The following is a 12,638-nucleotide window of genomic DNA, read 5'->3' on the forward strand; positions in this document are numbered from 1 at the left end:
GCCATGCTGCTCAACTTCTTCCCTTCCCGCGCGCTGGCGCTGTATCTGGGCAAGACCTTCCTGCTGCGTTGCCTGGCGATGCTGGCGATGCTGGTGCTGATCCTGCAGATGCTCGATCTGCTGAGCGAGGCCGGCAAGGTGCTGGCCTATCCCGGCAATGGCGATGCGCAGCTGTGGCAATATGTCAGCCTGCGCGCGCCGCAGATCATCTCCCGCTTCCTGCCCTTTTCGGTGCTGCTCGGCACGCTGATCACGCTGGCGACGCTCAATGCCAATAGCGAGGTGGTGGCGATGAAGTCGGGCGGGCTCTCGGCCCACCAGATTCTCGCGCCGCTCATATTGGCCAGTCTTGCCGTGGCGGCGATCAGCTATGTGTTCAACGAGCGGGTAGTGGTGCGCGCCACCGCGACGCTCACCGCCTGGGAGGCCGCCAAGTTCGGTCCCATCCCCTCGGACCCGGGGGTCAAGGGCAACGTCTGGGTGCGGCACGAGGATGACCTCATCCGGGCCGGGACGATCACTGGTCGCGGCAACGCCGTGCGGCTGCAGGATGTGAACGTCTATGACCGGCATAACAATGCCCTGATCTCGATCGTCTATGCCAAGCACGGGCGCTTTACCCCGGATGGCTGGCTGCTTGAGGATATCCGCGTGTTCGATGTCGTGCGCGGGGTCAGCCGACATGTCGACCGGATGGTGGTCGGCAAGGGGGTCACGCCGGACCAGTTCACGCTGTCTTCGGTCGATCCCGATGCCATGTCCTTTGCCGACCTGAGCGAGGCGATCGATACCTTGCGCGAGGCGGGGCGCCCCGTGGCATCGCTCGAAGGGTCGCTCTGGCACAAGATCAGCGGGCCCTTGTCGGCATTGCTCATGCCGTTGCTGGGCTCGGTTGCCGCTTTTGGTATTGCGCGATCGGGCAAGCTGTTCGTGCGCGCGGTGATCGGCATGGCGCTGGGCTTCGCCTTCTTCGTGGCCGACAATTTCGCGCTCTCGATGGGCAATCTGGGGGTGTACCCCCCGATGCTGGCGGCCTGGGCGCCGTTCCTGCTCTTTCTGGTGGTCGGCGAAGCGGTGTTGATTACCACGGAGGAATAGCGCTCTGCCCGGATGGGTGGCGCGGTCCTTCGATACGCCGCTTCGACAGGCTCAGCAGCTACTCAGGACGAACGGAGGTGGGGCCTTGGCAGTCCACGTGCTGGACCAGAGCGGAACCGCCACTGTTTTCCCAACCTCGGAATTGTCCACGTCGCCTAACCTCTCGTTCGTGTCGAGCCCTTCGACTACCGGCAGGGCGGGCAACTATGCCGCAGACACGTCGTGCGCAATGCTTCTCGACTTCGCTCGAAGCGAACGGAGTGGTGGTGCAATGGAAGGGGCCATGGCTGGCCGTCCCCTTGCGGCCCGCCCCTACACCTCCGCATACGCATCGGCCTGACGGCTCACTACAGATGGCTGTTTGATCAGGCCCCTTGATCATCCGCCGGGGGCTGGCGCCCCGCTCGCCTACAATAGAAGAAACCCTCCGCCCGGGGGAGCGGAGGGTTTCCATATTCCCTGTTGGGGATGCTGACCCCCGGCACGATGGGGACTCTATGGTGCCGGGGGTCAACCGGGCCGGCGAGTGTGGACCAGTACCCTCGCCGTCCGATCTTAGGTGCTGCCCTTAGCGGAGCAGGCTGAGCACGCCCTGCTGGCTCTGGTTCGCCTGAGCGAGCATCGCCGTGGAGGCCTGGCTGAGGATCTGGTTCTTGGCGAGCGCCGTCGATTCCTCGGAGAAGTCGGCGTCTTCGATCCGCGAACGGGCGTCGGACAGGTTGGTGATCGTGGTGGTCAGGTTGCTGGCAGCCGATTCGAGGCGGCTCTGCGTGGCACCCAGATTGGCACGGCCGGTAGCAACCGCTTCGATCGCGGTGTCGATGGCGGTCATCGCTGCACCGATCGTCGTGCCGGCGCCGCCGATGTTCGGTGCGGCGGTGGCGAGCGCGGTGAGCGCCGTCGTTACGGTCGAGGTGTCAACCGAGACAGTGTCGGTCGAGCCGGTGCCGACCTGGATCGAGGTGGCCGTCGCGCTGAACAGCGCCACGCCGTTGAACTCCTGACCCTGCACCTTAGCGATCTGGTCGGTCAGCGCGGTGACTTCCGCCTGCAGATTGTCACGAGCGGCGGTGTCGTTGGTGCCGTTCTTCGCCTGCACAGCCAGTTCCTTCATGCGGACCAGCATGTTGGAGATGTCGCCCAGCGCGCCTTCAGCGGTCTGCGCCAGCGAGAGGCCATCATTGGCGTTGCGGCGTGCGGCAGCGAGGCCACGGACTTCGGCGGTCATCTTGGTGGCGATGGCGAGGCCGGCGGCGTCGTCCTTCGCGGTGTTGATGCGCTTGCCGGAGGACAGGCGCTCCATGGCCTGCGACAGGCCCTGATTCGCAGCGGCCGAGGCATTCTGGGCCCGAATCGCGGACACGTTGGATGCAATAACAGTCATGTGGTTTCCTTTCCCGCTTCACTGAGGGTCGCTGCCCTTTGGCGGTGGCGGCCTCGAAACCACAGAACGGATAAGGCCTCAGGAGCTTTAGGTGACCGTCTCAAATTTCCCCGAGACGCCGATTAATATTATGAAATAAAACGATATATTTTGCAACAAAGCGCGCCGGGCAGGGTTCGTCGAGAGGGAAAGTGGAGCTCTGCACGTCATGCGCGACATGATTTTCGCGCCTTCAGACGGTCGGCAAAATCCTGCCGCACTGCGGCAATGGTTCGCCGTCGTTAACCGAATGCTAAGCATTTTTTATCACTTTTAACGGGCAAGACGGGGGTGGCTCGCAAGAGCCCGGACTGGACCAAAACGGGGGCTTACGCATGTTGCATGTCGACATGAGTCAGCGCGTACAGCGGCTGTTGCCGGATCTGGACGCGTGGCTCGATACTGCCTGCTTTTCTGTACGAACGGTAGGCGCGGACACGCCGCGTGGTAAATCGATCCAGCGCATTCTCCTCGCCGAGGAAATTGCCGATGCCACATGTCGTGACCTGCTGATCGAGTGGCGCGAGGGCGCGCCGCGCTTCATGCCCGCCTCCAATGGCTTCCCCGCCCGCATTGCCTTCGGTGCGCAGGACAAGGCGATGGCCTTTGCCCTGATCGCCGAACTGCTCCGCCCGGCGCGGATGCCGGCGGTGGGTGATGAGAGCAGCGCCATGCTGATGCGCCTCGCCCAGCGGATCGCCGCCAGCGATGCGACGGTGCTCGTTCAGGGCGAGACCGGCACAGGCAAGGAGGGCATTGCACGCTTCCTTCATGATATGAGCCCGCGCGCCGACAAGGATTTCATCGCCGTCAATTGCGCGGCGCTGCCGGAAACCATGATGGAAGCCATGCTCTTCGGTCACAAGAAGGGCAGCTTCACCGGTGCTGGCGCGTCGTCCGACGGCCTGTTCCTCGCTGCCAATGGCGGCACGCTGTTCCTCGACGAGATCGCCGAACTGCCGCTGGCTTTGCAGGCCAAGCTGCTGCGCGCGCTGCAGGAAGGCGAAGTGCTTCCCGTCGGCGCGACGCATCCGGTCCCGGTCGATGTGCGCGTCGTGGCCGCCTGCAACCGCGATCTTTCGGCGGAAGCCGACGCCGGTCGGTTCCGTGCGGACCTTTACTGGCGGCTCAACGTGATGCCGCTGCACCTGAGCGCGCTCGCAAGCCGTCCGGGTGACATTCCGGCGATCACCGCTTCGTTTCTGCTGCGTCATCAGGGCGGCCAGTCCGGCTTTGCCTGGCCGACGCCCGCTGCCCTGGGGCATCTCGCCGCGCACAGTTGGCCGGGCAATGCCCGTGAGTTGGGCAATGTCCTGCAGCGGGCCATCGTGCTGCGGGAAGGCGACCAGATCGACGTGAGCGATCTCAGCCTTGCCGGCAACGCCATGCCCGCGCCCGTTCCGGCCGAGCCCGCGCCGCTGCCGGCCCGCGCTCGTCTTCAGGATGTTGCCCGCGCCTCGGCGATGGACGCCATTCGCCTCGCTCTGCGCGATACCGGCGGGCATCGCGCCCGCGCGGCGCGCATCCTTGGCATTTCCGAACGTACCCTGCGCTACCGTCTCGCTGAAATGCGTGACCTCGCGCTGGCCAGCTGAGCGCAGGAGGCATCATCATGTCGGGACTTTCCGTCGATAGCGTGCTGGCCCTGCGCCAGAGCATTCTCCAGCGTAACTCCGCGATCCAGGACGCCGCGAAAAGCGCCGCCGGTGCCGCGACCGGCGGCGCGCCCGCCAGCAGCCCTGCGGGTGGCGCCGATTTCGCGGACGCCATGCGCAGCGCCATCGAGGGCGTGAACAAGCTGCAGACCCAGTCGAGCGACGCGACCGCTGCCTATGAGCGCGGCGAGACCACGGACATCGCGGCGGTGATGCTGACTCGCCAGCAGGCGTCGGTGGGCTTCGAGACGACCCTGCAGGTCCGCAACAAACTCCTGTCCGCCTACAAGGACATCATGAGCATGCCGGTGTAATGAGATGAGCGACGCGAACATCACCACCACCACTGGCAACCAGGCAGCGATGCAGTCCGGCTTGCCTGCCCTCTCCGGGTCTGGCGCGGGCTTTGCGGCCGGCGCGCAGGGCATGAAGCTGCGCCTCACGGGCCTGCTCCAGCAGCCCGCCGTGCAGCGCAGCCTGCCGATGATCGGCCTGATTACTGTTGCTGCGCTCGCCGCGCTGGCCTGGCTGGCGCTGCGCGAACCGCCGCAGCGCGACCTGTTCCGGGGCTTGCCCGAGGCCGACCAGGCCGCCGTGGCCGAGGCACTGGGCAAGAGCGGCATCGCCTATAATTTCGATCAGACGAGCGGTGCGATCACCGTCGCCGAGACCGATTATTTCAACGCCAAGATGAAGCTCGCCGCCGAGGGCCTGCCCCGCAGCGCGCCGACCGGCGACACGCTGATCGACTCCATGCCGATGGGCGCGAGCCGCGCCGTCGAGGGCGAGAAGCTGCGCAGCGCGCGCGAGATGGATCTGGCCCGCACCATCGAGGCGATCGATGCGGTCACCAAGGCGCGGGTTCACCTCGCGGTCGAGGCGCCGAGCATCTTCCTGCGCGAGCGCTCCCGCCCGACGGCATCCGTGATGCTGCAACTGGCCAATGGTCGCTCGCTGTCCGAAGGGCAGGTCGAGGCCATCGTGCATCTGGTCGCCTCCTCCGTGGGCGACATGGCGCCGGAATCGGTGTCGGTCGTCGATCAGAATGGCCGCCTGCTCAGTAATGCGACCGGGGCCGGCGCGGAGACGGATCGGCAGATCCAGATCCAGAGCCGCATCGAAGATCGCTACCGTCAGGCTGTGACTGCGCTGCTCACGCCGATCATCGGTGCCGGCAAGTTCTCGACCGAGGTGCATGCCGAGGTGAACTTCGCCGAGCGGCAGGCCACGCGCGAAACCTATCCGCAGGACGAAGCCCGGCTGCGTGCCGAAACCGGCAGCTGGAACACGGATGCGCAGGGCAATGCGAATGCGGCACCCGGCGGCATCCCCGGCGCGCTGCAGCCCAATCCGCCGGTCAATCCCGCCGATCCGGGCGGCCCGCCGCCGACGCAGGCGCAGGCACAGGCCAACGCCATGCAGACGCCGCCCGCACCCGGCATGCCGCCGTTCAAGACGACCGAGACCTTCAACCGCAGCTTCGAGCTGGGCCGCGAAGTCTCCGTGACGCGGGACGCCGTGGGCACCGTGCAGCGCCTGTCCATCGCCGTCGCGCTGGATCAGGGCACCGATGGCAAGCCGCGCACGCCGCAGGAGATTGCCGCGCTCGAGGCGCTGGTCAAAGGCGCAATCGGCTTCGATCAGGCACGCGGCGACGTGGTGGCGATTTCCTCGCGCAAGTTCGCCGAAGCCGCCGGGGATGCCGCCACCGATGCGACGCCCTGGTATCAGGAAGCCTGGGTGGCGATGCTCACCCGCAACGTCTCGGCCCTGCTCGTCGCGCTGCTGCTGCTGGTCGGCATCGGCCGTCCGCTGCTCAAGCGCTGGTCCGCCGCGCAGGCGGAGCGTCAGGTGCTCGATGCGCAGATCGGCCAGCAGATCGGCACGGAAATCCAGGCAGAGATCGGCCGGGCCTCGGCGGCGGTGCATGACCCCGCTCAGCCGGTGACCCTCGATATGATCAGTGCCACGCACGACTATAGCGATCGCGCCACGCTGATCCGCAACTTTGTGAAGCAGGACCCCGATCGCGCTGCGCTCGTCGTTCGCGATCTCCTCAAGGATGGAGTGAAGGCCGATGGCTGAGGTCGAAGCCGCTCGCCCGCTCACCGGCAGCGCCGCTGCCGCCGTGCTGCTGATGCTCTTCGAGGAAGACGAAGCCGCGCAGATCCTCTCCCGGCTGGAGCCGGACGAGGTGCGCCAGCTCGGCTACGCCATGTATGACGTCGCCGATGTCGAGGTGGACGAGGTGAACGCCGCGCTGGACCAGTTCGTCTCCAAGGCGCGCGGTCGCACCACCATCGGCTACGGCGCCACCCAGCATATCCGCGGCGCCATGCACAAGGCGCTCGGGCCCGACCGCGCGGACAATATGCTCGCGCGGATCACGCCGCCAACGCGCTCGACCAAGCTCTCGATGCTCAAATGGATGGAGCCGGCTGAGATCGCCGCGATCATCGAGCCCGAGCATCCGCAGATCATGGCCATCGTGCTGGCCCATCTGGACCCGGCCGTCGCCGCCGCGACGCTGCAGCTGCTGCCGGCCGAGGTGCAGGACGATGTCGTCTATCGCGTCGCCACGCTCGGCCCGGTGAGCACCGAGGCGCTGGACGAGCTGGAGCAGCTCATCGCCTCCCGCCCGGCGCAGGGCCGCTCCTCCGCTGGCACCACCAAGCGCGGTGGCACCAGCGAGGCCGCCGCGATCATGAACAACATCCGCAAGGATCATGAGCAGCGCATCATCAAGGCGCTGAACAAGCGGGATCGCAATGTCGCGCAGCTTATCGAGGACGAAATGTTCGTCTTCGAAAATCTGCAGGCCCTGTCGGACAAGGATTTGGGCACGCTCATGCGGGCGGTGGACAACGCCATTCTGGTCGTCGCGCTCAAGGGCGCGAGCGACACGCTGCGCACGCGCATCCTGGGCTGCATGTCGCAGCGCGCCGCCCAGTCCATTCAGGACGAGATGGACGAGCGCGGCCCGATGCGCCTTGCCGAAGTGATGGAAGCGCAGAAGGCGATCATCGCCGAGGCGCGCCGCATGGGCGAGGAAGGGGCGATCATGCTGGGCGGAAAGGGCGACGACTATGTCTAGGATCTGGTCGGCCGATAGCGTCAGCGGCGCCGCGCCGCTGGAGAGCTGGGGCAATTTCGGCAGCGTCGGGCGCGATGGCAGGGGCTTTCGCCACCTCTATGCCGAGGAGCAGGGCCATCGGGCCTGGAATGTAACCTTCCCCGGCGGAAGCGGGCCGGGCGGCGGCTATGATGAGACGCTGGCCGCTCAGGCGCCGGTCGACCCCATTGAGGAAGCCGCGCGCGATGCCTTCGTGCAGGGCTTTCAGGAAGGCGAGCGCATCACGCGCGAAGCCGCCGAGCAGGACGATGCGGCGCGGCGGGAGCTGGCTGCCGCCGTTCTGGCGCTCGGCAAAGTGGATGAAGGCGCCTTCGCCACGCTGCTGTCCCAGGCGGTCATCCGTCTGGTCGGCCAGATCGTGGGTGAAGTGCCGATCGATGCCGATGTGCTCCGGGCGCGCTGCGAGGCAGTCGCCGCCTGCATCGACACCGAGGATGCCAAGGCCCGGCTGGAGGTCAATCCCGAGGATCTGCCGCTGCTGCAGGCCGAGCCGCTGCGCTTCTCGCTCGCGGCCAGCGCCGATGTGCCGCGCGGATCGGTCCGTCTCGCTACGGCGGATGGCTGGATCGAGGATGGCCCGGACGTGCGCCTGGCGCGCCTCAAGGCGCTGATGGACGATATGGAGGGCCGGCTGTGATCCAGGCGGAACTCGCCCGCGCCACGCGCCTGCTCGATCATATGCAGGTGCCCAATCAGGCGCCGCGCCATGTCGGCCGGCTGGTTGGCCATGATGGCGGGATGCTCGAAGTGACCGGCTTTTCCCGCCCCATCGGCGCCGGCGCGCGCATTCGTGCAGCCGATGGCATGTCGGTGCGCGCCGAGGTCGTTGGCTTCCGGGGCAGCCGCGCCGTGCTGGTGCCGCTGGATCAGGATGCGCCGCTGGAAAATGGCGCGCGCGTCGAGCCGGACAGCGCCGCCAATATGGTGCAGGTCGGCGAGGGGCTGATCGGCCGCGTCATCGATGCCATGGGACAGCCGCTCGATCGCAAGGGGCCGGTGCTTGCCAATGGTCAGTGGCCGCTCGCTGGGGTGCGCGGCAATGTGCTGGATCGTGGCCGGGTGCTGGAACGCTTCGATCTCGGTGTGCGCGCGGTGAATGCGTTGCTGACCGCCGGTCGCGGCCAGCGTATCGCCATCATGGCCGGTTCGGGCGTGGGTAAATCAGTGTTGATGGGCCAGATGATCGCCGGCGCTGAGGCGGACGTGATCGTCACCGGCCTGATCGGCGAGCGTGGCCGCGAGGTCAGCGACTTCCTCGAGACCAAGATCGGCGGCGCGCTCATGAACAAGAGCGTCGTCGTCGCCGTGCCGGCCGATCATCCGCCGGTGCTGCGCCTGCGCGCGGCTGCCCGCGCGACTGCCATCGCCGAATATTTCCGCGCCCGTGGCAAACAGGTGCTGCTGCTTATCGACAGTCTCACCCGCTGTGCCCATGCCCAGCGCGAGATCGGCCTGTCGCTGGGCGAGCCGCCGGCGATGAAGGGCTATCCGCCCTCGGCGCTGTCGCTCATCCCGCGCCTTGTCGAGCGGGCCGGCGTGGACAGCCGCTCGGGCGGATCGATCACCGCGATCTACACTGTGCTGGCCGATGGCGACGATACCGACGATCCGATCGTCGATACCGCCCGCGCCATTGTCGACGGGCATATCGTGCTCTCGCGGCATCTTTCAGAGCAGAGCATCTTCCCGGCTATCGACGTCGGGCGCTCGCTCTCGCGCGTGATGGCGGACATCGTCGATGACGAGCATCTGCGCGCGGCCGCCAATTATCGGCGGCTGTGGGCGGCCTATGAGGAAAATCGCGATCTCATCCTGATGGGCGCCTATCGCCCTGGCAATGATCCGACCATCGATGAGGCCGTGGAACGCCGGCAGCAGTTGCTGGGCTTCCTGCGCCAGAGCAGCAAGTCCACGATTGACGTCGACACCAGCGCCGCCGCGCTGATCGCGGAGTTCGGGGCATGAGCCGCATGGTCGCCGCGCGCAAGCGCCTCGTCCGGGTGCGGGACGTGCAGCACAATCAGGCCGTCGCCGCGCTCACGCTTGCGCAGGATGAGGCGAGCCAGATCGCCAGCAATGCCCGCCGCATCGCGCAGGTGCGCGAAGAGCTGTGCGGCCAGAGCGGGCAGCAGATCGGCGGACTCTTCGCTGCGCGGCGCGAACTGGCCAGCCGCCTGGAGCGCGCCGGCCGGCAGCTCGATGGCGCGCTGTTCGATGCCAATCGGCGGATCGACGCGCGCGATGCGGAACGGGTGGTGGCGGATCGTGAACGCGAAATTGCTGAGCGCCTCAAGGACAAGGCCAAGGCCGCACGGGAAGCGCAGCGCGAAGCCCGGCTGGCCGCGCAGCCGCGCGTCCGGCGGATGCAGAACAGGGGACTGGAAGAATGATCAACATCACGTCGCTCTTCAGCATGATGACGGGGCGCGCTCCGGCTGCCGATGCGAAGGCCGGGGAACCGGGCCTCGCCACGGGCGGGCAGTTCGCTGCGCTTGTCGAGCTGGCTGCGCTGAACGGCAATGCTCCGGCGGCCGGGGGCGCGGGCCTCAGCCTTGTCGTCGACAATGACGGGACTGCCACGACCGGACCGGCCGGTGCCCCGGACGAAGGCTTCAGCGCCGATATCCTCGCGCTGGTCGGCGGTGACAAGCTGGCTTTGACAGCGCCCGATCGGTTCGCGAGCCAGCCCCAGCAGGCTGTTACCGTCGCGGCTCAGCTGCAGGCGCAGCAGGCCCAGCAGGGCGCTGCGACAGCGCAGCCGCCCCAGGATGCCGCCCTGGTGTTGACCGAGGGCGAGCCGAATGCAGACGCCGAGGCCGGTGACACGGCCGCGACGGATGATGGCGCCACCAACGCTGCGGCGCCCGCGCAGCCGCTGCAGGCACAGGTCATTCCCTTCCCGCTCGCGCCCGGTATGCCGGCCATGGCTGCCCATGTTGCCGCCGGCACCGGGCCCAAGGGAGGCCGTGCCGCCGCTTCATCGCAGGATGGCGCGACGGCACCCGCCGGCGTGGCAGCGCTCGCTGCCCCCAAGGCCGATGGCGCGGACTCTCCAAAGGCGGAGGGTGCCAGCCTGGCAGATGCTCTGGCGGCGCAGGGCGCAACGACCGGCAAGGCCGCGGCGCCGGCTCCAGACACGGCCCAGCGCTTCGTCATCGACCTGCCGGTTGGCATCTCGACCGAGAGCGGCGCTGTCAGCAGCAGTGGCGGCGCAGGCCAGGCAGCGCCTTCGGCAGCTTCGGCGCTGGGCGCACAGGTTATCGACATGGGCGTCTCCGGCCAGTGGATCGACCGGCTGGCGCGAGAAATTGCCGGGCTGGCGGAAGGCGGCGGGCATAGCCGCTTCTCGCTCAATCCGCCGCATCTGGGCCGGCTTGAGGTCGATGTGTTCCAGGGCGCAGGCGCCATGGATATCCGCCTGACAGCGGAAACGGATGAAGCCGCACGGCGCCTCAACGAAGGGCGCGGCACGCTGCAGGCCGATGCACGTCTTGCCACCCTGCACCTCGGGCAGATCACGGTCGAGAAGGCCGGCGCCTCCTCGGATGCCGCGCGCGATCAGGGGCAGGCGCAAAGCCAGGCCCAAAATCAGGCGCAAAATCAGGCCCAGGGCCAGGCCCAGCGCGATCTGGCGAGCCAGATGCAGCAGCAGGGTCGCAGACAGGATGGCGATCGCGGGACATCGTTCACGCGCGTCGCCGGGGAACAATCTCGCCAGCCCGATGAGAGCAGGGTCGCCGCGCGCGACAGTGCCGACGGGCATGTGCGCTTTGCTTAAGGGGATCGATCGATGAGTGACGCACCGGACGCCGGCGCCGCCAAGAAGAAGGGCGGCGGCAAGAAGAAGCTGATCATCATCCTGGGCGCCGTGGCGCTGCTGGGTGGCGGTGGCGCTGCGGCGGGGTTCTTCGCCGCTGGCTCCATGCACAAGGAAAGCGGGCCGGCGGAAGACGCCTTTCGCCCGCAGCTGGTGCTGACCGGCGAGAAGCCCGAGGAGGTCGCCAAGACCTGGGCCGCCAAGGCCGCCGAGCAGCACGCGCCGGAGCGCGAGGGCAAGGGCGTGGATCTGCCCCGCCCGGCCAATGCCTCGGCCTATCAGGCGACCTATTTCCAGATCCCGGCGCCGTTCACCTCCAACCTCGCGGACAGTGACTCCTTCGCGCAGGTCTCGATCGCCGTGTCGACCTATTACGACCAGCGCGTGATCGAGGCGGTGCAGGCGCATGAGCTGCCGATCCGCTCGGCCATCCTGATGATGATGGCGCAGGAGCAGGAGCTCGACCTCTCGACCCCGCAGGGCAAGGAGAAGCTCCAGGCGAAACTTCTGACCGTTATTAACGATGTTTTGAAGGAAAAGACGGGCTACGGCGGCATTGATAACGTTTATTTTACCAATTTCGTTATTCAGTAGCGCCGTGTCCGACGGGGGTCGGACGGGGACAATGAACGATGAATGACGTGCAGCCTTTCGCGCTCGGGCGACAGACCAGTGAGCCGGTCGCCGCGATCAGCGGACTGGAAAAACTCGGCGAGCGGGTGAGCCGCCGGTTGCGCGCGATCATCGAGCCCTATGGGGGCGCGCGTCCGCTGGTCACCGCGCTGCCGCTCGAAGAAACCATGTTCATGATGTGGGATGCGAGCGCGCCGGAGTTCGCCAGCCTCTCGCTCTATCGCCTGCACCCAATCAAGGGGCCGGTGGTGCTGCGCATCGACGCGCCGCTGGTCTCGCTGCTGGTCGACCGCTTCTATGGCGGCAAGGGCGACCGTGCGAGCAGCGACAAGCGCGAGTTCACGCCCACGGAAACGCGGCTCGGCGCCCGGCTTGCCGATGGCATCATCGCGGCGCTGGTCGAATGCTGGGCCGAGATCGCCCCGCTGGAGCCGGTGCTCATCAACCGCGAGACCAATCCGGCCCATGCCCAGCTGATGCCCGGAGAGACGGCCATCGTGGTGCAGGGGTTCGAGGTCGACATGGGCGATCATCGCCCGCGCATCATCGAGTTCATTTATCCCAAGGCCGGCTTTGGCGGGCTAGAGATCGTCGGATCGCCCAAGGCGGGGGACGAGGCGCGGCCGGCCGATCCGGTCTGGCGGACCCGTCTGGCCACCCGGCTGGACGATGTGCGCTTCCCCGTCCGCACGGTGCTGGCGCGGCCCAATCTCAAAATGGCGGAGCTGATGTCGCTGAAGCCCGGCGACGTCATTCCCATTCACATCGCGCGGCAATTGCCGCTGCTCGTCGGGGACCGCGTATTCGCGCAGGGCACCGTGGGCGAACAGGACGGCAGTGCCGCCTTCATGATCGAAAAACTGGCCTGAGGACCAACAT

General features: G+C 67.2%; 12 protein-coding genes. 11 read left to right on the forward strand and 1 reads right to left on the reverse strand.

The features are described from left to right. Positions 1-3: 3 nt before the first annotated feature. Positions 4-1,098, forward strand: a complete 1,095-nt coding sequence (lptG, locus tag M2332_RS11370; protein ID WP_264574122.1) for an LPS export ABC transporter permease LptG — start codon at positions 4-6, stop codon at positions 1,096-1,098. Between the two features lie 568 nt (positions 1,099-1,666). On the opposite strand, the gene M2332_RS11375 is transcribed toward lptG, so the two are convergent. Continuing rightward, positions 1,667-2,482, reverse strand: a complete 816-nt coding sequence (locus M2332_RS11375) for a flagellin (protein WP_181560905.1) — start codon at positions 2,480-2,482, stop codon at positions 1,667-1,669. Between the two features lie 374 nt (positions 2,483-2,856). On the opposite strand from M2332_RS11375, the gene M2332_RS11380 reads away from it, so the two are divergent. Genes M2332_RS11380 through M2332_RS11425 form a run of 10 tightly spaced genes read left to right on the forward strand, consistent with a single transcriptional unit; the run spans position 2,857 to position 12,628 of the window. Further along, the gene (locus M2332_RS11380; protein ID WP_264574123.1) at positions 2,857-4,116 is read left to right on the forward strand and encodes a sigma-54 interaction domain-containing protein; all 1,260 of its coding nucleotides are present in this window, start codon (positions 2,857-2,859) and stop codon (positions 4,114-4,116) included. 17 nt (positions 4,117-4,133) lie between these two features. Beyond that, complete coding sequence (fliE, locus tag M2332_RS11385; RefSeq protein ID WP_181560903.1) at positions 4,134-4,490, forward strand: flagellar hook-basal body complex protein FliE; 357 nt, start codon at positions 4,134-4,136, stop codon at positions 4,488-4,490. Positions 4,491-4,494: 4 nt separating this feature from the next. After that, the gene (gene fliF / locus M2332_RS11390; protein WP_264574124.1) at positions 4,495-6,261 is read left to right on the forward strand and encodes a flagellar basal-body MS-ring/collar protein FliF; all 1,767 of its coding nucleotides are present in this window, start codon (positions 4,495-4,497) and stop codon (positions 6,259-6,261) included. Further along, positions 6,254-7,270 (forward strand): flagellar motor switch protein FliG, encoded by a 1,017-nt coding sequence (gene fliG, locus M2332_RS11395; protein ID WP_264571519.1) that lies wholly within the window; start codon positions 6,254-6,256, stop codon positions 7,268-7,270. Before fliF ends, fliG begins: the two co-directional genes overlap by 8 nt. Next, positions 7,263-7,946, forward strand: coding sequence for a flagellar biosynthesis protein (locus M2332_RS11400; RefSeq protein WP_264574125.1), 684 nt, complete (start codon positions 7,263-7,265; stop codon positions 7,944-7,946). The genes fliG and M2332_RS11400 overlap by 8 nt, the downstream gene beginning before the upstream one ends. After that, positions 7,943-9,274, forward strand: coding sequence for a FliI/YscN family ATPase (locus tag M2332_RS11405; protein WP_264574126.1), 1,332 nt, complete (start codon positions 7,943-7,945; stop codon positions 9,272-9,274). The genes M2332_RS11400 and M2332_RS11405 overlap by 4 nt, the downstream gene beginning before the upstream one ends. Continuing rightward, a complete protein-coding gene (locus M2332_RS11410; protein ID WP_181560898.1) occupies positions 9,271-9,699 on the forward strand; it encodes a hypothetical protein in 429 nt (142 codons plus the stop codon). The genes M2332_RS11405 and M2332_RS11410 overlap by 4 nt, the downstream gene beginning before the upstream one ends. Beyond that, positions 9,696-11,087, forward strand: coding sequence for a flagellar hook-length control protein FliK (locus tag M2332_RS11415; protein WP_264574127.1), 1,392 nt, complete (start codon positions 9,696-9,698; stop codon positions 11,085-11,087). The genes M2332_RS11410 and M2332_RS11415 overlap by 4 nt, the downstream gene beginning before the upstream one ends. 12 nt (positions 11,088-11,099) lie before the next feature. After that, positions 11,100-11,720, forward strand: coding sequence for a flagellar basal body-associated protein FliL (gene fliL, locus M2332_RS11420; RefSeq protein ID WP_264571515.1), 621 nt, complete (start codon positions 11,100-11,102; stop codon positions 11,718-11,720). A gap of 38 nt (positions 11,721-11,758) precedes the next feature. Then, positions 11,759-12,628, forward strand: coding sequence for a flagellar motor switch protein FliM (locus M2332_RS11425; RefSeq protein WP_181560895.1), 870 nt, complete (start codon positions 11,759-11,761; stop codon positions 12,626-12,628). Positions 12,629-12,638: the final 10 nt, after the last annotated feature.

The sequence above is a fragment of the Sphingobium sp. B11D3A genome (assembly GCF_025961695.1).
Lineage (GTDB): Bacteria > Pseudomonadota > Alphaproteobacteria > Sphingomonadales > Sphingomonadaceae > Sphingobium.

What these genes read in the sequence shown, in the direction of transcription:
- fliE (WP_181560903.1), top strand. Translation starts at nt 4,134, where the DNA reads ATGTCGGGACTTTCCGTCGATAGCGTGCTGGCCCTGCGCCAGAGCATT.
- fliL (WP_264571515.1), top strand. Translation starts at nt 11,100, where the DNA reads ATGAGTGACGCACCGGACGCCGGCGCCGCCAAGAAGAAGGGCGGCGGC.
- M2332_RS11400 (WP_264574125.1), top strand. Translation starts at nt 7,263, where the DNA reads ATGTCTAGGATCTGGTCGGCCGATAGCGTCAGCGGCGCCGCGCCGCTG.
- lptG (WP_264574122.1), top strand. Translation starts at nt 4, where the DNA reads ATGCTGCTCAACTTCTTCCCTTCCCGCGCGCTGGCGCTGTATCTGGGC.
- M2332_RS11380 (WP_264574123.1), top strand. Translation starts at nt 2,857, where the DNA reads ATGTTGCATGTCGACATGAGTCAGCGCGTACAGCGGCTGTTGCCGGAT.
- fliF (WP_264574124.1), top strand. Translation starts at nt 4,495, where the DNA reads ATGAGCGACGCGAACATCACCACCACCACTGGCAACCAGGCAGCGATG.
- M2332_RS11425 (WP_181560895.1), top strand. Translation starts at nt 11,759, where the DNA reads ATGAATGACGTGCAGCCTTTCGCGCTCGGGCGACAGACCAGTGAGCCG.
- fliG (WP_264571519.1), top strand. Translation starts at nt 6,254, where the DNA reads ATGGCTGAGGTCGAAGCCGCTCGCCCGCTCACCGGCAGCGCCGCTGCC.
- M2332_RS11375 (WP_181560905.1), bottom strand. Translation starts at nt 2,482, where the DNA reads ATGACTGTTATTGCATCCAACGTGTCCGCGATTCGGGCCCAGAATGCC.
- M2332_RS11415 (WP_264574127.1), top strand. Translation starts at nt 9,696, where the DNA reads ATGATCAACATCACGTCGCTCTTCAGCATGATGACGGGGCGCGCTCCG.
- M2332_RS11410 (WP_181560898.1), top strand. Translation starts at nt 9,271, where the DNA reads ATGAGCCGCATGGTCGCCGCGCGCAAGCGCCTCGTCCGGGTGCGGGAC.